Annotated in this window: 18 protein-coding genes and 1 tRNA gene; all 19 read left to right on the top strand. The window is 62.0% G+C overall.

Annotated features, from left to right (window positions below):
• The first annotated feature begins 14 nt into the window (after positions 1-14).
• The 19 genes from truB to ffh all read left to right on the top strand — a co-directional run bounded on the left by truB (position 15) and on the right by ffh (position 20851).
• Entirely contained in the window at positions 15-947 is a 933-nt protein-coding gene (gene truB / locus I2D57_RS07860; protein WP_195362077.1) for a tRNA pseudouridine(55) synthase TruB, read from the top strand.
• Positions 944-1951, top strand: coding sequence for a riboflavin biosynthesis protein RibF (gene ribF, locus I2D57_RS07855; RefSeq protein ID WP_229055695.1), 1008 nt, complete (start codon positions 944-946; stop codon positions 1949-1951). The genes truB and ribF overlap by 4 nt, the downstream gene beginning before the upstream one ends.
• Positions 1944-4052, top strand: coding sequence for a DNA primase (dnaG, locus tag I2D57_RS07850; RefSeq protein WP_195362076.1), 2109 nt, complete (start codon positions 1944-1946; stop codon positions 4050-4052). The genes ribF and dnaG overlap by 8 nt, the downstream gene beginning before the upstream one ends.
• A 110-nt stretch (positions 4053-4162) precedes the next feature.
• On the top strand, positions 4163-5512 hold the full coding sequence (rpoD, locus tag I2D57_RS07845) for an RNA polymerase sigma factor RpoD (protein ID WP_055286388.1): 1350 nt from the start codon (positions 4163-4165) through the stop codon (positions 5510-5512).
• A gap of 188 nt (positions 5513-5700) precedes the next feature.
• Positions 5701-5775: transfer RNA gene (locus I2D57_RS07840), tRNA-Asn, on the top strand.
• Between the two features lie 160 nt (positions 5776-5935).
• Positions 5936-6325: an Asp23/Gls24 family envelope stress response protein gene (locus tag I2D57_RS07835; protein WP_187361832.1), complete on the top strand. Its 390-nt coding sequence runs from the start codon at positions 5936-5938 to the stop codon at positions 6323-6325.
• Positions 6326-6352: 27 nt separating this feature from the next.
• Positions 6353-8014, top strand: coding sequence for a DAK2 domain-containing protein (locus I2D57_RS07830; protein WP_195362075.1), 1662 nt, complete (start codon positions 6353-6355; stop codon positions 8012-8014).
• 9 nt (positions 8015-8023) lie between these two features.
• Complete coding sequence (locus tag I2D57_RS07825; protein ID WP_195362074.1) at positions 8024-10201, top strand: ATP-dependent DNA helicase RecG; 2178 nt, start codon at positions 8024-8026, stop codon at positions 10199-10201.
• Positions 10198-10854 carry a 16S rRNA (guanine(966)-N(2))-methyltransferase RsmD gene (gene rsmD / locus I2D57_RS07820; RefSeq protein ID WP_195362073.1) on the top strand — a complete coding sequence of 219 codons (657 nt, stop codon included), beginning with the start codon at positions 10198-10200 and terminating at the stop codon, positions 10852-10854. Before I2D57_RS07825 ends, rsmD begins: the two co-directional genes overlap by 4 nt.
• Positions 10847-11344, top strand: coding sequence for a pantetheine-phosphate adenylyltransferase (gene coaD / locus I2D57_RS07815; protein ID WP_117820276.1), 498 nt, complete (start codon positions 10847-10849; stop codon positions 11342-11344). The genes rsmD and coaD overlap by 8 nt, the downstream gene beginning before the upstream one ends.
• A 68-nt stretch (positions 11345-11412) precedes the next feature.
• Complete coding sequence (locus I2D57_RS07810) at positions 11413-11910, top strand: ATP synthase subunit B family protein (RefSeq protein ID WP_040358176.1); 498 nt, start codon at positions 11413-11415, stop codon at positions 11908-11910.
• Positions 11910-12464 (top strand): YceD family protein, encoded by a 555-nt coding sequence (locus I2D57_RS07805; protein ID WP_195362072.1) that lies wholly within the window; start codon positions 11910-11912, stop codon positions 12462-12464. Before I2D57_RS07810 ends, I2D57_RS07805 begins: the two co-directional genes overlap by 1 nt.
• Positions 12465-12528: 64 nt before the next feature.
• A complete protein-coding gene (rpmF, locus tag I2D57_RS07800; protein ID WP_022094017.1) occupies positions 12529-12708 on the top strand; it encodes a 50S ribosomal protein L32 in 180 nt (59 codons plus the stop codon).
• Between the two features lie 87 nt (positions 12709-12795).
• Positions 12796-13815, top strand: a complete 1020-nt coding sequence (plsX, locus tag I2D57_RS07795; protein ID WP_195362071.1) for a phosphate acyltransferase PlsX — start codon at positions 12796-12798, stop codon at positions 13813-13815.
• A gap of 114 nt (positions 13816-13929) precedes the next feature.
• Positions 13930-14172, top strand: a complete 243-nt coding sequence (locus I2D57_RS07790; protein ID WP_055309519.1) for an acyl carrier protein — start codon at positions 13930-13932, stop codon at positions 14170-14172.
• Between the two features lie 3 nt (positions 14173-14175).
• Entirely contained in the window at positions 14176-14901 is a 726-nt protein-coding gene (gene rnc, locus I2D57_RS07785) for a ribonuclease III (RefSeq protein WP_117716046.1), read from the top strand.
• A gap of 10 nt (positions 14902-14911) precedes the next feature.
• Positions 14912-18448 carry a chromosome segregation protein SMC gene (smc, locus tag I2D57_RS07780; RefSeq protein WP_195362070.1) on the top strand — a complete coding sequence of 1179 codons (3537 nt, stop codon included), beginning with the start codon at positions 14912-14914 and terminating at the stop codon, positions 18446-18448.
• A complete protein-coding gene (gene ftsY / locus I2D57_RS07775) occupies positions 18448-19365 on the top strand; it encodes a signal recognition particle-docking protein FtsY (RefSeq protein ID WP_195362069.1) in 918 nt (305 codons plus the stop codon). Before smc ends, ftsY begins: the two co-directional genes overlap by 1 nt.
• 10 nt (positions 19366-19375) lie before the next feature.
• Positions 19376-20851 (top strand): signal recognition particle protein, encoded by a 1476-nt coding sequence (gene ffh, locus I2D57_RS07770; protein WP_195362068.1) that lies wholly within the window; start codon positions 19376-19378, stop codon positions 20849-20851.
• The last annotated feature ends 43 nt before the right edge of the window (positions 20852-20894 follow it).

The following is a 20894-nucleotide window of genomic DNA, read 5'->3' as shown; positions in this document are numbered from 1 at the left end:
TAATTGGATGGTACATGGCTCGTCGAACGCCTTCTCATTTGAATATGCTACTCGCCGTCGATAAGCCGGTGGGCTGCACGTCCCATGACGTGGTTTCGCAATGCCGACGCGCCCTCCATGAGCGGCGCGTCGGCCATGCCGGCACGCTCGACCCCATGGCATCCGGCGTCATGGTGGTGGGCGTGGGCCAGGCTACTCGTCTGCTGGGCATGCTAACTCTCGATACCAAAAGCTATGTCGCCGACATCTCGTTTGGTGCCGAGACCAATACCGATGATGCGGAGGGCGAGGCGGTCCGCATAGTGGCTGTTGCCAACGAGCTCCGCGATCCTGCCTATGCCCGTGAGCACTTGGCCGCTATGTTGGGCCCGCAGATGCAGGTGCCGCCGGCGTTTTCGGCTATCTCGGTCAATGGCGTTCGCGCCTACAAGTCTGCTCGCGAGGGCAATGCGGTGGACCTACCTCCGCGTCCCGTCGAGGTCTATGCCGCCGACCTGATTGCCGTGGGCGGCGAGGGTGATACATGTGTGTGGACCGTGGCGTTCTCGGTGAGCAAGGGCACCTATATCCGTGCGCTCGCTCGCGACCTGGGCCGTGCTTGTGATAGCGCCGCGCATATTTCCGCGCTTCGTCGCACCGCATCCGGTGCTGTTTCCATTGGCGCTTGTCATGCGTTGGAGGAGCTTTCTCCCGAGTCCGTGGCTGGCTTTGCCCTGGATCCCATTGCAGCCCTGGGCGCCACGCGTGTTGACTTGCCGGGCAATCTTGCCGACGACCTGCTCTGCGGCCGTCGCATTCCCGTTGAGCGTGCGCTTGCCGATTTCGATGTCTCGAAGGCGCTGTTTGCGCTGGTGCTCGATGGGGGACTCAAGGCGCTCGCCCGCATTGAGAGTGGCCGCTTTGTTATGGAGCACGTGTTTCCGCAGGCAATCGGCGGTGTTCGATGATGTTGTCCGCTCACGAGCTCGCGCGTGTCTTTTTCGCGGGCGAGTCGGACGAGGCTCGCATCGTTGCTGCCGATACGTTTGATGAGTGTGAGCACTTGGGTGCCGCATCGATTGCCATCGGCGTGTTCGACGGCGTTCACCTTGGACACCAGGAGCTCATTGCGGCGCTTGTCCGTGATGCCCGTGCCCATGGCTGCAAGGCGGTCGTGGTCACCTTCGATCCCGACCCGGACGTCGTGGTGAGCCCATCGCCCGCTCAAAAATTGATGACGACGGACGACCGTCTGCATGCCTTGGCTCAGACCGGGGTCGACGCGGTGGTGGCCGTTCCCTTTACGCCTGAGGTTGCGGCACTCGACCATGTTGGTTTTCTCTCGCTGGTGTCGCGTCTGGTCGACATTCGTTCGATTCGCGTTGGCAGCGACTTTAGGCTGGGTCGCGGCGGTGCATCTGGTGTTGCCGAGATGTGCGCCTGGGGTTCCGAGCACGCCGTTGACGTGTATGGTCACGACCTGCTTTGCGAGGGCGGTGAGGCCATTTGCGCCACCCGCATTCGTCATGAGTTGGGACAGGGCCATGTGGAGCTGGCTGCTGAGTTGCTCGGCCGTCCGTATATGGTGCGTGGCGGTGTTATTCGTGGCCGTCACGAGGGTTCTGGTATGGGCTTTCCCACGGCAAACTTGCAGGTTCCCGACGGCATTCAGGTGCCAGCCGATGGCGTGTATGAGGGTCTGGTGCTGGTCGATGACACCGCGTGGCCCGCTGCCGTGAACGTCGGCCTGCCGCCAACGTATGCTGACGATGCGGCATCTGCGCATCTCGAGGCTAACTTAATTGGTTATACGGGCGACCTGTACGGCGCTTCCGTTTCGCTGGCGTTTACACGCTGGCTGCGTCCCTCGCGCGTGTTCGATTCGCTGGATGAGTTGATCGCGACCGTCGAGGGTAATATCGAGGACATTCGTCGCAACTTGGGCGAGCAGGGGGTGAGCATCCGTGATTAGCGATGAGGAGAAAGACCAGGTACGCGCTGCGTCCGACCTAGTCGCCATCGTGCAGGAAACGGTTGAGCTCAAGCCTCGTGGCCATGAGTTTTGGGGCTGCTGCCCCTTTCATGGCGAAAAGACGCCGTCCTTCCACATTATTCCCGCCACGCAGGTGTGGCATTGCTTTGGCTGCGGCGAGGGTGGCGACGTCTTCACCTATATCATGAAGCGCGAGAACCTGAGCTTTCCCGAGTCAATCCGTTATTTGGCCGATCGCGCGGGTATTGAGCTGCATGACACTGGAGATCGCCGCGAGCGCGGTACCAAGCGTGCCCGCATCTACGATCTGTGCGCCGAGACCGCGCAGTTCTACCACACCATGCTCATGCGCGGTAAGGACGGCCGTCCGCGCGAGTACTTTGCCAGCCGCGGCATGGGTGGCGACGTCTGCCGCCGCTACTGCCTGGGCTTTGCACCGGGCCGTAACGCACTGGTGTCGCACCTGTCCCAGGCGGGTTTTACCCCGCAGGAGATGATCGACGCCAACGTTGCCGTGAGCCGCGGGCGCGGGCAGCTTGCCGACCGCTTTTACGACCGCGTGATGTTCCCCATCTTTGACGAGCAGGGTCACAACATTGCCTTTGGCGGTCGCATTATGGGCGACGGTCAGCCTAAGTATCTCAACACCGCCGAGACGAGCGTGTTCCATAAAAAGCGAAACCTCTACGGTTTTAATTGGGCCAAGGAGTTTATCGTCGCGCAGGATACCGCCATTGTGGTGGAGGGCTATACCGATTGCATCGCCTGCTGGGAGGCGGGGATTAAAAACGTTGTCGCCACGCTGGGCACCGCGCTCACGGAGCATCATGTCAAGACGCTCACCCGCTTTGCCAAGCGCATCGTGTACATGTTCGATGGTGACGCCGCCGGCCAAAAGGCCGCTCGCCGTGCGATTCAGTTTATCGAGCAGGATTCTATGGACCTGCGCTGCGTGGTGCTGCCCGACGGCAACGACCCTATGGAGTTTATTTCGGCGCACGGCGGCCAGGAGCTGCAGGCGCGCATCGACGCGGCCGAGCCGCTTATGGACTTTGTGTACCGTTCGCTGCAGGAGTCGAGCGATATTAGCACGCCGGGCGGTCGCGCCAAGGCGCTGGAAGATGCGCTGACGCTTATCTATCCGCTGCGCGATAGCTATATGATCGACACGTACTTTATCCAGATTGCCGACCTGCTTGGTTTGGACCTGGAGACCGTGCGCGCGAGCTCGGGCCGTGTGTTTCGCGATGTCGCCAAGCGCGAGGATGCTGAACGACGTCGTGAGCAGAACTATGAGCGCCAGCGGGCACAGGCTGAGCGGTCCGGTAGCGCGGGCGGTCGGGCGTCGGGTTCTCGCGATGCCGGTCGCGGCGCTTGGGCATCGGGCGCGACGCCGGCAGTAGCGACGCCGGTCGAAGAAGAGCCGTACGACTACGTCCCGCTCGATGCCTACGGTGCCGCGCCCGTGGAGGCCCCCGACGATCTTCCGCCGATCGATGTGCCTGATGGTATGGGCGCTGTGCCTGTGGCTGACGGTTCGGGCGCACCGGCTGCGGCGGCGCCGATGGTTCTTACCGATCTTGAACGCAAGTCCTTGGCAGGGGAGCGCGAGCTGTTGACGATGCTCACGAGCTACCCCGACCTGTTCCGCACGTATGCCGACCGCATCTGCTCCATCGAGTGGGTTGACCCGCGTCACGAGTCCATTGCATGGGCCGTTCTGGCAACGCCGCCGGGAACCGATCCTGCAGCCTGCATGGATGCGGCGCGTTCAGTGTGTCCCGATGCGGCAACGCTTGTGAGTGCCGGGCGCATCTCGGCGACGAGCAAGCACCCCACCGAGACGAACATCGTGTTTATGCTCGATACGCTCGAGCTCTACACCATCAAACGCCGCATGCGTGCCGCACAGGCCAAGCTGCGACAGGACCGTTCGCTCGATGATGAGGCGCGTCGCGCGCTGACCGTGCAGGCCGCGCAGGATTCGCAGCGTCAACGCGAGCTGCAAAAGTCGATCGGCGGCGTGGCGGACCCGTTCCGTTTGATCGGCCTGGAGGCCGCGGGCACCGAACAAGCCTAGATGTTGTGGTCAACCAGCGTATTCTCGCCTATATCCAGTCCTCTTTTTGGGTATAGACGTCAATGTGTGTGCTAAAGTATTGAGTCCTGTGGACTATGAAGGGAGAATCTGTGCCAAAAAAGACTGAGAGCACGGGTACTGGGCTGGAATCCTACGTTGCAAAGCTCATGGGCAACGGCTCAAACAGGACTTCGGTAACCGAGGACGAGATTCAGGTCGCCCTGAAGGATATCGATGTTTCTGACGAGCAGCTCACCGCGGTGTATTCCGCGCTGCGCAACAGCGGCATCCAGATTATCTCCGCGAGCGGTAACGACGACGCCCCCATGGACGTCGACGATGACGATAACGATACCGATACCGACGATTTCGATGACGACGACGAGCACGATTCCGGCTCGCTCGACGATCACGAGCTCAAGATGGCCCGCCAGGCCGACGCCGAGATGGGTTCTTCCAAGAGCAAGAAGAAGCGCACCGTGCGCACGTCCCGTTCGCGTTCGCGCGTGCGCGGCATCGATGCCTCCACGGTGATGCTGACCGGCGACCCGGTCCGTATGTACCTCAAGGAGATCGGCAAGGTCGACCTGCTGACCGCCTCCGAAGAGGTCGATCTGGCCATGAAGATCGAGGCCGGTCTTGAGGCCACCGAGAAGCTCGAGGCTGCCGATGCTGGTGAGCTCGAACTCACGCGTGCCGAGATGCGTCGTCTTACGCGCATTGAGAACGTGGGCCTCGAAGCCAAGCAGGCGCTCATCAGCGCAAACCTGCGTCTGGTCGTCTCCATCGCCAAGCGCTATGTCGGTCGCGGCATGCTGTTCCTGGACCTGATCCAGGAGGGCAACCTCGGTCTGATTCGCGCCGTCGAGAAGTTCGACTACCAGAAGGGCTTTAAGTTCTCCACGTACGCCACGTGGTGGATCCGTCAGGCCATCACGCGCGCTATCGCCGACCAGGCCCGTACCATCCGTATTCCCGTGCACATGGTCGAGACCATCAACAAGCTCGTCCGTGTGCAGCGCCAGCTCCTTCAGGACCTGGGTCGCGACCCGACCCCCGAGGAGATCGGTGCCGAGATGGACATGAGCGCCGACCGCGTCCGCGAGATCCAGAAGATCTCGCAGGAGCCCGTGTCGCTCGAGACCCCCATCGGCGAGGAAGAGGATTCCCAGCTGGGCGACTTCATCGAGGACTCCCAGGCAATCGTTCCGCCCGATGCCGCCAGCTTCTCCATGCTGCAGGAGCAGCTCACTCAGGTGCTCGACTCGCTTGCCGATCGTGAGCGCAAGGTTATCGAGCTGCGCTTTGGCCTTGTCGACGGACATCCCCGTACGCTCGAGGAAGTCGGCCGCGAGTTTGGCGTCACGCGCGAGCGTATCCGCCAGATCGAGTCCAAGACCTTGGCCAAGCTCCGCCACCCCAGCCGTTCGAGCAAGCTGAAGGACTATATCGAAAGCTAGTCAAGCAAGAAGCGCCCTCAAGCACATCCGCCTGGGGGCGCTTTCATGTAGTCATTGGGGACGTTCTTGAATGACTAGTCGTTTAAGAACGTCCCCAATGACTAGGTCGGAAAAATTCTTAAAAAAGTTCTTGCCCTGAGCTGATTCGTCCGTATAATAAACTTCGTTGCTTGAGAGCACGCACCTATTCCTCGGTAGCTCAATGGTAGAGCACGCGGCTGTTAACCGCGCTGTTGTAGGTTCGAGTCCTACCCGGGGAGCCAGGTTGTAAACCCGTCGCTTATGCGGCGGGTTTTTTCATGCCGCGACCACTTGACTTGAACGTTGCCATATCAACATTTCGTGTCGAGGATGTAATCCCGCGACCCACCACCTCAACATGGCGCGGTCGTTGTAGAATATTGCAATGATTGCTCCCACGACATGGTGCCGCGAGCACCAGATAAGGAGATTCTTGTGTCTGAGACCATTAACGGCAGCCTGAGCGTCTCGAACGACGTTATTGCCGATATTGCCGGTTATGCCGCGATGACGTGCTATGGCGTCGTCGGTATGGCTGAGCAGCTCCAGGGCGCCGAGAGCGTGCGCCTGCTTGCCGGCCAGCGCCTCCGCAAGGGCGTGCTTGTCTCCGCCGACGAGAACGGCCTTACGGTCGATCTTCACGTCGTGCTCGAGAACGGTGTCAACATGAAGTCCGTCTGCCACAATCTTTCGAGCTCCGTTGCCTTCACCCTGCAGGAGATCGCCCAGATCGATCCCGCCAGCCTTAAGATCGGCATCCATATCGACGCGCTCAAGAGCCGTCTGAACTAGCATCCGAAAACGGAGATTCAAATACCCATGATTGCAAAGACCATTCGCACCTGTTTTCCGATCGCTGCGGCTGCCGTTTCCGACAAGGCCGAGGAGATCAACAAGCTCAACGTCTTCCCCGTGCCCGACGGCGACACCGGCACCAACATGTCGCTCACGCTCGCCTCGGTGACCAAGGAGCTCTCCGCCCTTCCCGCCGATGCCGACATGGAGGCCATTGCCGGCGCCATCACCCACGGCTCCCTGATGGGCGCCCGCGGTAACTCCGGCGTCATTACCTCGCAGATCCTGCGCGGCGTGGCCGAGGGCCTTGTCTCCGCCGACGAGCCCATTACGTCCGCCAACATCGCCTTCGCCTTCCGTCGTGCCGTCAAGGTGGCCTTCCAGGCCGTCCGCAAGCCCATCGAGGGCACGATCCTCACGGTGCTGCGCGATGTCTCGACCAAGGCCGACGAGTGCGAAAAGAAGAAGTTCTCGGCCGAGGATGCGCTCGACGGTATCGTCGTCGAGGCCTACCAGTCCGTCGCACGCACGCCCGACCTGCTGCCCGTCCTCAAAGAGAACGGCGTGGTCGACTCCGGCGCCTTCGGCTTTGCCATCTTCCTGGAGAACTTTGTGGCTGCAGCACTTGGTCGCAGCACCGTTGTCGAGGATTTCTCCGCTACGTTCGATTCCGCTGGCTCTGCACGCGATGCCGCTCTTGGCCGCGTTGAGATCGAGGCCAACGACGATTGGGAGGGCTCGGAGTTCCGCTACTGCAACGAGTTCCTCTTTAAGGCCGACGCCCCGTTTGACGAGGATGAGTGCCTTAAGTTCCTGGGTTCCATGGGCGACTGTGAGCTACTCGTGGGCGCCTACCCCGATTACAAGATCCACGTGCACTCCAACACCCCCAACCTGGTGCTCGAGCACATGCTTCAGCTTGGTCAGATCTACGAGGTCTTTATCCACAACATGGAGATGGAGGCCCACGACCGTACCGCCAAGATTCATGAGGACCAGGAAAAGGCCGCCGAGCCCGCCAAGGCGCTGGGCTTTGTCGCCGTTGCCGCTGGGTCCGGCGAGGCAGACATCCTCAAGTCCCTCGGCGTCGACGTGATCGTGTCGGGTGGTCAGACCATGAACCCCTCGACTGCAGACCTGCTGGGCGCTGTTGACCAGGTCAACGCGACCTCGGTCATCATTCTGCCCAACAACGGCAACATCCGCATGGCTGCCGAGGCCGCAGCCTCTGCCTGCACCGACAAGAAGGTCGCCGTCGTTCCCACCAAGACCGTCCCGCAGGCGTTCTCCGCGCTGTTCGCCGTCCTACCCGATTCTGAGCTCGAGGACGCCGTTGCCGCCATGGTTGACGCCATCAGCGAGGTCCGCGATGGCGAGGTCACCCGCGCCGTGCGCGACTCCAGCGCCTCGGACGGCTCTCCGATTCACTCCGGTGACGTCATGGGCATCATCGCCGGCTCCATCGACGTGGTCGGTTCCGACGTGAAGCAGGTCACGCTCGACTGCATCAACCGCATGCAGGAGGAAGAGGAAGGCGACGCGCTGACGATTCTGGCCGGCGAGGAGCTATCCGACGAGGCCTTCCAGGAGATCGTCGACGCCATCGAGGAGGCTCAGCCCGATCTGGAGATCGACGCCCATCGTGGCGAGCAGCCGCTCTATCCCGTGATCTTCTCGATCGAGTAGGCTCTGCCTATGTCCGAGCTGTGCTCCGTGCCGCGCGTCTCGGAGCGCTTTGCCCAGAGCAATGCGCTCGACGAGGATATCGCGCGACTCAAATATGTTTCGGGTAAACGTGAGGAGGCCCTTCGCCGTCTGGGAATTCGGACGGTGGGGGACCTCCTTCTCCATATCCCTCATCGATACCTGGACTTTACCCGTTCTTGGTCTATCGAGATGGCGCCCATCGGTACTGTGTGCACCATCATCGCCACGGTCGACCGTATCGTCCAAAAACAGCCGCGTCCGCGCATGCAGGTGACCGAGGTCTCACTCGTTGACGAGACGGGCGTGCTGCAGGTCGCCTTTTTCCGCCAGCCCTGGATTGCCCAGCAGCTTAAGCAGGGCGACCGCCTGGCCGTGATGGGCAAGGTTGAGTTTGCCTACGGTTTTAAGCAGATGGCCTCGCCGCACTTTGAAAAGCTCGAGGAAGGGCGTGCCGCGGGCACTATCCTGCCGGTCCATTACGTGAGTGATGGCGTAAGCCAGGCGTGGATGCGCCGCATCGTAAGCGGCGCGCTCGAGGTCGTCGGCAATCCCTTTGATCCCATTCCGGCACGCTTACGCGTTAAGCGTCGCCTGATGAGCAATGCTCGTGCGCTTCGATCGATCCACTTTCCCTCGAGCATGGCAGAGCGCGATATCGCGCGCGCACGGCTTGCCTATGAGGAGTGCCTTTACCTTCAGCTGGCGCTGCGCCTGCGCAACGATGGCGGCCTGGTCGATGTGGTGCCCTATGCCCACACCGCGGGCGAGCACCTGGTCGCGCTCAGGGAAGCCCTGCCGTTTTCGCTGAGCGAAGAGCAGGAGGCCGCGTTCCAGGATATCCTGCGCGATATGTGCGATGGTGGGCGCGTAATGAACCGCCTGCTGCTGGGCGATGTCGGTACCGGTAAGACCGCCGTTGCCGCCTGCGCGCTGGCTGTGGCTGCCGATAGCGGCACGCAGGCCTGCGTTATGGCGCCCACGGGCGTTCTGGCGCGCCAATATGCCGATAAGACTGGTCCTCTGCTCTCGCAGGCCGGCATGTCCTGGGCGCTTCTGACGGGCGCCACGCCGGCCGCAGAGCGCGAGCGCATCCATGCCCAGCTGGAATCGGGCGAGCTCGACGTGCTCTTTGGCACCCACGCGGTGCTTTCGGATAACGTTGCGTTCAAGCATCTGTCGCTCGTGGTCATCGATGAACAGCACCGGTTTGGTGTGGGCCAACGTAACGCCCTGCGCGCCAAGGGCCCGGGTGCCGATCTGCTCGTTATGACGGCGACGCCCATCCCGCGCACGTTGGCGCTTTCGGTCTACGGCGATCTGGACACGAGCATCATCCGCCATCGGCCCGTTCCTGGCGCTGGCGTGACGACACGCGTGCTCACCGAGTCGAGCCGCGACCTCGCCTATGGCGCCATCCGCGAGGCGCATGAAAGGGGACAGCAGGCCTACGTGATTTGCCCGCTCGTGGAGCCGAGTGACTCGGCCGATGAGCTGGAGGACGTGCCCGGTATCGCCCGCGACGACGAGGGCCGCGTGACGGTCCCCGTGCCGCTGCACGATACGGCGACCGAGCTCGATCGCCTGCGTCTGGCGTTGCCGGGTCTTGCCATCGAGCGCCTTCACGGCCGCATGCCGGCGGGGGAGAAGGACCGCGTGATTGACGCCTTTAAGCGTGGCGAGATCGATGTGCTCGTCTCGACTACGGTGGTCGAGGTGGGCGTCGACGTACCTAACGCCACCGTCATGGTCATCGAGAACGGCGAGCGCTTTGGTTTGGCTGCCCTGCACCAGCTGCGCGGTCGCGTGGGCCGCGGCGGTGTGTCGGGCACGTGCCTGGTCATGACGCACTCCAAGGGCAACGGCGGCGCGTCGGCAGCACAAGATCGCCTGCAATCGCTCGAAAAAACTTCGGATGGTTTTACGCTTGCCCAGATGGACCTGCGTCTGCGTCACGAGGGCGAAATCCTGGGTTACCGTCAGCACGGCGGCGTGACCTTGCGCTTTGTGGACCTGGACGCCGATGAGGACCTTATCGAATGGGCCCATTTGGACGCGGTCGAGCTCTTGCGGTATGCTTGCAACCTTGACTCCGTGGCGACGCGTCCCTTGCGCGACGCGGTCGCCATGCGTTATCGACATATCTTTAAGGAGGTCAGCGGAGGATGAGAATCATCGGCGGCGAATGGCGCGGTCGTAAGATCGAGGAGCCCCGTGGTCGCGATGTCACCCGCCCCACGACTGATCGCGTGCGCGAGGCGTGCGCATCTATGGTCATGTCTGCATTCGATTTCGATTTGGACGAGGTTCGTGTGCTGGACGCCTTTGGCGGCTCCGGTGCCTTAGGGTTAGAGATGCTCTCTCGTGGGGCTCGCTCGCTCGCGACGTTTGAGATCGATCGCAACGCCGCGCGGCTCATTACCAAGAATATCGAGTCGCTCTGCCGTGACCGTGCGCGTTGGCGCGTGGTCACGGGCGACATGCTGGCGAGTGCCTCGCGCGGCCGCGTGCCGGGCGGCCCCTTTGATCTGGTCCTGCTCGACCCGCCCTATGCTTTTGGTGCCGAGCCGGTCGAGGAACTGCTGCAGAACCTGGCTCAGCAGGGTTTTCTTGCACCTGGCGCTTATGCCCTGTTTGAGCATGCCGCCGCCGATGCGGGCGCGCATCCGGCAGACTTTGAGACTGTACGCGAGAAGCGCTACGGCATTACCTCGGTCGACCTGCTTCGTTGGGTCGGCGATGACGATGGTGAGGGCGATAGCGCCGGCACCGATGCTGACAACAACGATGCCACGACGTTTCAGGAGGATGCTCATGAGTGACACCATCAATCGCGTGATCGTCCCGGGCACCTTCGATCCCATCACGTTTGGCCATATCGATGTGATCCGCCGCGCCCGCCGCATCTTTCCCAGCGTGATCGTCGCTGTTGCCGAGTCGCAAGGTAAAAACGGTGTGGGCACCACGTTTACGCTCGATGAGCGCGTGGCGCTGGCCCGCGAGGCGCTCGGTGATATCGACGGCGTTGAGGTCCTGCCCTTTACCGGCCTGCTGGTCGACTTCGCTCGTGAGCAGGGGGCGGGGGCCGTGGTCAAGGGCCTGCGCGCCATGACCGATTTTGAGTATGAGCTGCAGCAGGCCGACCTCAACTATCGCTTGGATAACGAGCTGGAGTCCATCTTTGTCATGAGCGCGCCGCAGTACGGCTATATCTCGAGCTCGGTTGTTCGCCAGATCGCCTCGCTCGGTAGTGACGTATCGACGTTTGTCCCGCCCAACGTGGTCGAAGCGCTCAAACATCGCTTTTCGTGACGTTTCTTATTGCCTGGTGGCATGTGGTAAACTAGCACGATGATATGTTACCTATGAAAGGAGACCGGATGCCGGGCGAGAATTTTCCTGGCGATAGGATCGTCAGCTTGGTCGATGAGCTCGAAGGGCTGATCGAGGAAGCCAAGCCGCCTTTCGGCAAGAACGCTCAGTTCAAGGTCATCGACGCCGACGTGTTCTTCAACATCCTCGACGAGATCCGCATGAGCTATCCCGAGGAGTGGCAGAAGTCCCGCCGTATCCTTAAGGAGCGCGAGGAGCTCATGGCTTCCGCCGCCGCTCAGGCCGATTCCATCATCGCTGACGCTCAGCAGCAGGCCCTCACCATTGCTGGTGAGCAGGAGATCGTCCGCCTTGCGCAGCAGCAGGCCGACGACATCCGCGATCGTGCCCAGCAGTACGAGCGCGAGACGCGTTATGCTGCCGAGGACTACGCAGAGCAGGTCTTTACGCACCTGGAGGAGAACCTCAAGAGCCTGACCGGCACCGTTACCCGTTGCCGTCAGCAGCTCAACGAGGGTGCCGCCCAACAGAATGGTCAGTGGTAATGGCTGAGTTCCCGAGCGTTACTGTCGATCTTTCCGAGCAGCTCGAGTTTCCTGGAGATTCGTATCCGCTGACCGGTAAAGTCGATGTCGCCACCTACACGGTGGGCGAGAAGGAGTACCAGCTTCAGGACGGCATCGACTACGACGTTGTCTTTACCAATGCCGGTACCGGTGTCTTGCTCACGGGCATGGTCCGCGCGCACGCCACCGGCGAGTGCGACCGTTGCCTGGAGCCTGCCTCGTTTGATATCGCCGGCGAGATCGAGGAGTTCTACCTCTTTGAGGAGCCCGAGGATCCCGAGGCCTACGAGGACGGCTACGAGCTCCTGGGTGAGGATCGTCTCGTCGATCTGGGCGAGCCCATCAATGACGCGGTCGTTATGGACACGCCGTTTGTGGTGCTCTGCAAGCCCGATTGCCGCGGTCTGTGCCCCACTTGCGGTTGCAATCTCAACTTCGAGCAATGCGATTGCGCCGCCCAGGCAGAGGCAGAATGGGCCGCTGCCACGGAAAATCCATTTGCAGCATTGAAGAATCTCAAGCTCGATGAGTAAAACTGTGGTAGTATCGCTACTTGCGCGTAATCGCCACACTGGATAGTTCATAAGGAAGGTCACTATGCCCGTACCTAAACAAAAGCAGGGTCGTATCCGCACTCACACCCGTCGTTCCGCCAACATGAAGATCTCGGCTGCGGCTCAGTCCACGTGCCCCCGTTGCGGCGCTGTCAAGCTTCCGCACCACGTGTGCCCCAGCTGCGGTTTCTACAAGGACCGCGAGGTTATCGTTACCGAGTAACGGTATACTCTGGATGCGATGCCGTTCCAAATGGAACCACAATGGCCGGCTCAATGAGTCGGCCATTTTTGTATAAGGAGCATGTATATGAGTAACGTTCGCGTTTGTGTAGACGTTGTGGGTGGAGACGAGAAACCTCAGGTTGTTCTCGATGGTATCGAGGCTGCACTTGCTGCCGATCCCGATATCGAGGTCTTGGCAGCTGGCCCCGCCGAAATCGTCAATCCCTTTGCTGCTTCCCACGCACGTGTTGAGGCCCTTGAGGCACCCGACGTTATCGCCATGGATGACGATCCCATTCGCGCCGTGATGACCAAACGCAAGTCTTCGATCGTGCTGTCGTGCCGCGCCATCAAGAAGGGAAATGCGGACGCGTTCTTCTCCGCCGGCTCCACCGGCGCCATGACCGCCGCGGCTACTGCCTACGTGACGCCGTTTAGATATATGGCCGAAGGTAAGAAGCAGCCGGTGCGTCCCTGTCTGACCAATGCGCTGCCCAATCGTGCCGGCGGTCTGACGGTGCTGTGCGATATGGGCGCCAACCCCGATGTCGAGGTCGATGACATGGTGCGTTTTGCCCAGATGGGTAGCGCCTATGCCCGCGTCGTCCTGGGCATCGAGCATCCCCGCGTGGGCCTGCTTGGTAACGGCACCGAGGACGAGAAGGGCTCCAACTTTACCAAGGCCTGCTTCCCGGCCATGAAAGCCGCCGTTCCCGGCTTTGTTGGTAACTGTGAGGGAACGGACATCACCTCCGGTAACTTCGATGTCGTCGTTGCCGATGGCATGTCGGGCAATATTGCGCTCAAGGCCACCGAGGGCGCTGCCAAGTTTTTGCTGCAGGAACTCAAGGGCGTCTTTATGTCATCGCTCGGCACCAAGATCGCCGCGCTGCTCATTAAAAAGCAGATGCGCGAGATAAAGGCCAAGCTTTCGGGCGACGCCAAGGGTGGCGCGATTCTTTTGGGCCTGCGCGGCGTGGTCCTGATCGGCCATGGCGCCACATCGGTCGAGGCTGTTAAAAACGGTACGCTCGCGGCGGCCGAAGCCGTGCGCGCCGGGCTGGTCGAGAATGTCGCCAACTCCATGGACGGCATCGTTTTATAACAGCGGCGTTATGCGTCTCGGGGCGTGCGTCGTGGGGTAGAATCAGAACCATGTCTTGGTACCGCCCGGGCGGTACCATTCTTTTGGTATTCATGCACTATGAGAGGAAGCGCTATGGATCGCTCCGAAATCTTCGACAAGATCGCCGAGGTCGCTGCTGACGTTCTGGGCGTCGATGTTGCCGAAATTAGCGATGAGACCACCTTTGACGACCTCGATGCCAACTCGCTCGAGCGCCTGCAGCTGGTTACGGCTATCGAGGACGAGTTCAACCTCGAGATCGATGACGAGACTCTGCTCTCGCTCAACTCTGTCGCCGACGCCGTCGACGCGATCGAAAACGCCAGGGAGGCCTAGGTCTTGGCTTTGTCTGAACGACTTACGCGTGCCCAGGAAATCTTGGGCCACGAGTTCAATAATAAGGTGCTGCTGCGCGCGGCCCTTACGCATCCCTCGGCAGTCGAGGGACAGCCGGTTTCTGCCAGCTATGAGCGCCTTGAGTTCTTGGGCGATTCCATTTTGGGCGCTGTGGTCGCACGCTCCCTGTTTGAGTCCTATCCGGAGTTTGACGAGGGCAAGCTCACGCGCCTGAAGGTGTCGCTTGTCTCGGGCGCTACGCTATCCGAGGTTTCTCACGAGCTGGGCATCGACGACATCATCATCTTTGGTGCCTCCGAGACCGGTACCGGTGCGCGCGGCCTGCATTCGGCGCTCGAGAACGTCTATGAGTCGCTCGTGGGCGCGCTGTACCTGGATGCCGGCTGGGATGCCGCGGCGGAGTTCATTCACCGTACGCTTAAGCCGCATTTGGCTTCTGAGCGTGCCGAGCATCCTGCGAACCCCAAGTCGTTTTTGCAGGAGTGCGTGCAAGCCGACGGTCACGAGCCCCCGGCGTATAAGCTCGTTGGCTCCGAGGGCCCGGCGCATGCGCCCACCTTTACCGCCGTGGTGTTGATCGATGGTATTCGTCAGGGTCGCGGCTCTGGCTCCTCAAAGAAGGAAGCCGAGGGAGCCGCCGCGCTCGAAGCGCTCGACCGCATGGGTTACACCACCAACGGCGTGATTCTGAATAAGAAGCACGTGTAAGCGAGGAACCGTGTATCTCAAGTCCCTCACGCTCAAAGGGTTCAAGTCGTTTGCCGACCGTGCCCATATGACGTTTGAGCCGGGCCTGACCGTCATCGTCGGTCCCAACGGCTCGGGAAAATCGAACATCTCCGACTCGATTCTGTGGGTCCTGGGCGAGCAGAGCGCCAAGCAGCTGCGCGGTCAGGCCATGGAGGATGTCATCTTCTCGGGCTCGTCAGCGCGCAAGCCGGTGGGTGTCGCCGAGGTCACGTTGGTGCTCGATAACTCGGACCATATGCTGCCCGTCGATTTTGACGAGGTCGCCATCACCCGTCGCATGTATCGCTCGGGCGAAAGCGAGTACCTCATCAACTCGAGTCCGTGCCGCCTGATGGACATTCAGGACATCCTGCACGATTCGGGCCTGGGCAAGGATACACATTCCATCATCAGCCAGGGCAAACTCGACGCCATCTTGCAGAGCCGCCCCGAGGAGCGCCGCGCCCTCATCGAGGAGGCCGCTGGCATCTCCAAGCACAAGCGCCGCAAGGAGCGCGCGCTCAAAAAGATTAAGTCGATGGACGAGCACCTGACGCGTGCCCGCGACATCAATAAGGAAATCGCCCGTCAGCTGCGCCCGCTGGAGCGTCAGGTCGATCGCGCGCGCAAGTACAAAGAGCTGTCCTCGCGCGCGAACGAGCTTACGCAGATGCTAGCCGTCGACGAGCTGCGTTCACTGCAGTCGCAGTGGAATGACTTGGAGAGCCGTTCCAAGGAAGGTGCCGCCGAGCTGGAGCTTGCGCAGTACCGCTTGGGCGAAAAGGAGCGCGAGCTCGAGAAGCTTCAGGTCATGCTCGAGGAAAAGGGCCTGTTTGTGGGCGACCTAGGCGAGCAGCGCCGTCATATGCAAGATGTGGTCGGCCGCATTAACTCCGACATGCGCCTGCTCGAGGAAAAGGGCCACAACATGGTGTCGCGCCTGTCTGACATGCGCGGGCAGATTTCGAGCTCCGAGCATCAGCGTCGTCGCGTGGTCGAGGAGCTCGAGGACGCGCGTGCGCAGCTTGAGGAAGTGACCGGTGCGCACATGCAGGCCCAGGAGGACGTTGACGCCGCTGGTCCTGCCGCCGCCGAGCTCCACGAGCGGCGCGTGGCGCTCGACAATCAGATTTCGCAGCTTACGCGTGAGCAACGCGATGTGCAGCGCGTAGCCGATAATGCCGCGCTCGAGCTCGCCAAGGTGAAGGATTCCTTGAGCAATGCCGAGGTCGAGGACAACATGTATGCCTCGCGCCTGGAGCAGATCGATGAACAGCTCGAGGAGGTCACGGCCTCGCTTGAGAGCCGTCGCGACCGCGCCGAGGAGCTTGAGGGTGCTCTTGAGGAAGCGCGCCAGGCTCAGGTCGATGCGCGTGAGGCCACCGAGACCGCACGCGCGGCCCTGAAGGACCTGCGTGCCCGCGAGAGCGAGGCGCGCAACAAGTTATCCGAGGTGCGCTCGGAGCTTGCCAGCCAAAAGAAACTCGATGCCCGCATGGCCGACAGCTCGCCGCTGGTGAGCCGTCTGGTTGGTGCGCTGGGCGATGATGTCTCGGGTCGTCTGGGCGACGTGCTCGAGGCCCCGCGCGAGCTTGAGGGCCTGGTTGAGCAATTGCTCGCCGGCGATATCGATGCGCTGCTGTTCGACGATACGTCCGCGCTTGAGCGTGCCGGTCGTGCCGCTCTGGACCAGAAGAAGGCTTCGGGCGAGGCGCTGTTGGTGGCGCGCGGCGTGAGCGGCTCTGCTGCCGCCGAGGGCGCTGCCGGTACCCGCCTGGTTGATCGTCTGTCCGTGCGCGCAGGCTACGGACCCGTCGTCGAGGCGCTGCTCGGCGGCTATTACGTAGTGGACGATCTTTCTGCCGCGTTGTCGGCGCCGGTCGTTGACGGCGTGACTTACGTGACCCCCGATGGCGCCCGCGTCGCCTGCGGCAGCCTGGTGCGCGTGGGCCTCGATGCCGGCGAGGCGTCGGGTGCCTTGGAGCGCAAGCGCCGTATCCGCGAGCTGGAGGGGCTTGAGCCCGATTTGGCCGCTGTGTTTGAACATGTGTCAGGCCAGGTCGTTGAGGCCAATGCGGCCGTTGAGGAAGCGCGTGCCGCTGAGGGCGATGCCGCCGGCGAGATCGCCCGTCTTGAGGGCGAGCGCCGCTCGCTGCTCTCCGAGATCGGCCGCTTGGAGCAAAGCGCTAACAATGCCGAGGTCGAGCGCGTGCGCATCTCCAAGCGCCGCGAGCAGGCTTCCGAAGCCGTTCGCGCTGCGCGCCCGCGCGTTGACGAGCTCACCCGTTCGCGTGACGAGGCCCGCGCGCAGGCAAGCGATCTGGGCTTGCAGATTGCCGAGGCCAACGACGAACTCGACCGCGTTCGCCGTGACGATTCCGAGGCTGCCGGCAAGCTCGCCGACGCCAAGGTTCGCCTAGCCCAGACGAGCGAACGCCTGCGTTCGCTGAAGGGCCGCGTGCCCGACCTGGAGCATCGTCTTGAGGGCATCGACCGTCGTATCCGCGGAACACGCCAGGCCTCGCGCTCGCTCGAGCTGCTGCGCCTGCGCGTCGACCCCATGCACGAACGCTATTCGGCCCTGTTGGAACGCGCGTCGGATTGGGCAGCGCGCCTGCGTGACCAGGCCTCTCTGGAGGAGGCGGACTCCGCTTCGCTTAAGAAGACCATCGAGGATGCCAAGGCGGAGGTTGCCCACGCTAAGGAGCGGGTCGATACCGCCTCTGCCACGCAAAACGAGTTCAAGGTCGCGCGTGGCAAGCTCGAGGTGCAGGTAGAGGCCGCCATTAAGGCCATTACCGCCGATGGCACCACGGTACTCGAGGAAGCGCTCATGCTTCCGGCGCCCACGGACCGCGATGCCGCCGAGCGCGAACTCAACCAGCTTGTGCGCCAGATCAACAACCTTGGTCCCGTTAACCAAGTTGCCATGGAGGAGTACGAGCAGCTCAAGCGCCGCGCCGACTACATCGAGGAGCAGCTGGCCGATTTGGAGAGCGCGCGCAAGGCGCTCACCAAGATCACGGTGGCCATTGATCGCAAGATGCGCAAGGCGTTCCTGGTGACGTTTGAGAAGGTCGACGCGAACTTCCGCGAGATCTTCGCTATGCTCTTCTCGGGCGGTCAGGCTCATCTGGAGATGACCGATCCCGAGCATCCTGCCGAGACGGGTATCGAGGTCGTGGCGCAGCCGCGCGGCAAGCGCATTACCAAGATGATGCTCATGTCGGGCGGCGAGAAGAGCCTGACGGCGCTTGCCCTGCTCTTTGCCGTGTATCGCACGCGTACGGTGCCGTTCTATGTGCTGGACGAGGTCGAGGCAGCACTCGATGACGCCAATCTGTCCAAGCTCATCGGCGCGCTCGATGTGTTGCGTTCCGATACGCAGCTCTTGGTCATTTCGCATCAGCGCCGTACTATGGAGGACGCTGACGTCCTCTATGGCGTCTCGATGCAAGCCGACGGCGTCAGTCGCGTCGTCTCGCAAAAACTCGATCGCGAAACCGGAAAGGTCGTGAATGCATAATGGGATTCTTTGACGCTCTCTCGCGCGGACTTGAGCGCAGTCGCGAGGCCCTCAACGAGGTCTTTTACTTTGGCGGCGAGGTCGACGAAGATTTTTGGGAGGACCTGGAGGACACCCTCGTCATGGGTGACATGGGCGCCGAGGTCGCCATCAAGGTCTCCGATGACCTGCGCGATGCCGCGGCCAAGAGGAACCTCAAGACCGCCCCGCAACTCCGTCGCGCCCTGGCCGAGCAGCTTGAGCAGCACTTTGTGCCCATCGAGCGCGATCCGTTTTCCGATACGCCGAGCTGCGTGCTGTTTGTGGGCATTAACGGTGCCGGCAAGACCACCACGGTCGGCAAGATTGCGAGCGCCATGGCCGCCCGCGGCAAGAACGTCGTGATCGGATCGGCCGATACCTTCCGTGCTGCCGCTATCGAGCAGCTCGATGTGTGGGGCCAGCGCGCTGGCGTCCCCGTCATCAAGCGCGATCGCGGCTCCGACCCGGCAAGTGTTTGCTACGACGTGCTCGACGAGGCCGACAAGCGCGGCAGCGACCTGGTGCTTATCGACACTGCCGGTCGTCTGCACACGAGCCCCGAGCTCATGCGCGAGCTTGCCAAGGTGGTCAACGTGACGCGTAAGCGCGCCGCCAATATGGCCGCCGGCCCCATGCCCGTCTCAGTCGTGCTCGTGATCGATGCCGCCACCGGCCAGAACGGTCTGAACCAGGCGCTCGAGTTTAACGAGGCACTGGGCCTGGACGGTATTATCATGACGAAGCTCGACGGCACGGCTAAGGGCGGTATCGCCATGGCCGTGGCCGAGAAGCTCAAGCTCCCGATCCTGCGCGTGGGCGTGGGCGAGCAGGTCGATGACCTGCAGGAGTTCAATGCCAAAGATTTCTGCCGCGCCCTAGTGGGCGAGTCCAATTAAGGAGTGACTAGTGTTTGATTCCCTGAGCGATCGCCTCAACGACACATTTGACCGCCTGCGCGGCAAGGGCAAGCTGACCGAGGCCGATATCACCTCGGCCATGCGCGACATTCGCATGGCGCTGCTCGAGGCCGACGTCAACTTCAAGGTCGTCAAGGAGTTCGTCGCCAAGACCAAGGAGCGCTGCATGACCGCCGAGGTCATGGAGTCGCTGTCGCCAGCGCAAAACGTCGTCAAGATCGTGCTCGACGAGCTCACCGAGATGCTCGGCTCCACAGAGAGCAAGCTCGTCTTTAGTAACCGCATTCCCAATGTCATCATGCTCGTGGGCCTGCAGGGCTCCGGTAAGACCACGGCGGCCGTAAAGCTGGCCTACCTGCTCAAGAAGCAGGGCCGCTCGCCGCTGCTCGCCGCGTGCGACGTCTACCGTCCCGCCGCTGCCGACCAGCTGGCCACGCTTGGCGGAGAGATCGGCGTGCCGGTTTTCCGCGGTGACGGCGCGCACCCGGTCGATATCGCCAAGGGCGCCATCCAGGAGGCCGTCGACCACCTGCGTGACGTGGTCATCGTCGATACCGCTGGCCGCTTGCAGATCGATGAGCAGATGATGCAGGAGGCCGTGGACATCAAGAAGGCCGTCAAGCCCGATCAGGTGCTGATGGTCGTCGATGCCATGACCGGCCAGGATATCGTCAACGTCGTCTCGACCTTTGCCGAGCGCACCGACTTTGACGGTGTGATCATCTCCAAACTCGACGGAGATGCCCGTGGCGGCGGCGCGCTTTCCGTGCGCCAGGTGACCGGTAAGCCCATCAAGTTCGTGAGCATGGGCGAGAAACCCGATTCGCTGGAGCCGTTCTATCCTGATCGTATGGCCAAGCGCATTCTTGGCATGGGCGACGTTGTCGGCATTATCGAGAAGGCCCAGGAGGCGGCCGACGCCGAGCAGCTCGAGGCTGCCGAGCGCATGCTGCGCGAGGGCTTCACCATGAACGACATGCTCGACCAGATGAAGGCCGTCAAGAAGATGGGCGGCATGAAGGGCATCTTGGGCATGCTTCCCGGTGGCCAGCGCGCGCTCAACCAGATGGGCGGCAACCTGGACGAGGGCATCTTCGACAAGAACGAGGCCATCATCATGTCGATGACCAAGGAGGAGCGTCTGCGTCCCTCCATCATCAACGGCCAGCGCCGCGCCCGCATCGCCAAGGGCGCCGGCGTGACCCCCACTGAGGTCAATAGCCTTATGAAGCAGTGGGGCGAGATGAATAAGATGATGGGCCGCATGCGCACGATGGCCAATCAGGCGCAGGCCGGCGGCAAGAAGGGCAAGAAGGGTAAGAAGGGCAAGAAGATGCGCATGCCCAATATTCCCGGCCTGGATGCCATGGGGCTGGGCGGCCTGGGCGGCTTTGGAACGGGCGGCCCCAAGTCTGATATGGATCTGCTGCGCCAGATGGAAGCGCAGATGCGCAATAAGAAGTAACGACTGGTTGAGTCGTGTATGGCGAAGGCCGCCTGGATGGTAC

The organism is Collinsella aerofaciens, from assembly GCF_015553355.1.
GTDB lineage: Bacteria > Actinomycetota > Coriobacteriia > Coriobacteriales > Coriobacteriaceae > Collinsella > Collinsella aerofaciens_V.
This window is presented reverse-complemented; position numbering and strand designations above follow the sequence as displayed.

Excerpts from the sequence above, each read along its gene's own strand:
- I2D57_RS07805 (WP_195362072.1), top strand. The coding sequence starts at position 11,910 with ATGGCTGAGTTCCCGAGCGTTACTGTCGATCTTTCCGAGCAGCTCGAG.
- I2D57_RS07830 (WP_195362075.1), top strand. The coding sequence starts at position 6,353 with ATGATTGCAAAGACCATTCGCACCTGTTTTCCGATCGCTGCGGCTGCC.
- rsmD (WP_195362073.1), top strand. The coding sequence starts at position 10,198 with ATGAGAATCATCGGCGGCGAATGGCGCGGTCGTAAGATCGAGGAGCCC.
- ribF (WP_229055695.1), top strand. The coding sequence starts at position 944 with ATGATGTTGTCCGCTCACGAGCTCGCGCGTGTCTTTTTCGCGGGCGAG.
- I2D57_RS07825 (WP_195362074.1), top strand. The coding sequence starts at position 8,024 with ATGTCCGAGCTGTGCTCCGTGCCGCGCGTCTCGGAGCGCTTTGCCCAG.
- I2D57_RS07790 (WP_055309519.1), top strand. The coding sequence starts at position 13,930 with ATGGATCGCTCCGAAATCTTCGACAAGATCGCCGAGGTCGCTGCTGAC.
- coaD (WP_117820276.1), top strand. The coding sequence starts at position 10,847 with ATGAGTGACACCATCAATCGCGTGATCGTCCCGGGCACCTTCGATCCC.
- I2D57_RS07835 (WP_187361832.1), top strand. The coding sequence starts at position 5,936 with ATGGTGCCGCGAGCACCAGATAAGGAGATTCTTGTGTCTGAGACCATT.
- rpmF (WP_022094017.1), top strand. The coding sequence starts at position 12,529 with ATGCCCGTACCTAAACAAAAGCAGGGTCGTATCCGCACTCACACCCGT.
- I2D57_RS07810 (WP_040358176.1), top strand. The coding sequence starts at position 11,413 with ATGCCGGGCGAGAATTTTCCTGGCGATAGGATCGTCAGCTTGGTCGAT.
- plsX (WP_195362071.1), top strand. The coding sequence starts at position 12,796 with ATGAGTAACGTTCGCGTTTGTGTAGACGTTGTGGGTGGAGACGAGAAA.
- truB (WP_195362077.1), top strand. The coding sequence starts at position 15 with ATGGCTCGTCGAACGCCTTCTCATTTGAATATGCTACTCGCCGTCGAT.
- ftsY (WP_195362069.1), top strand. The coding sequence starts at position 18,448 with ATGGGATTCTTTGACGCTCTCTCGCGCGGACTTGAGCGCAGTCGCGAG.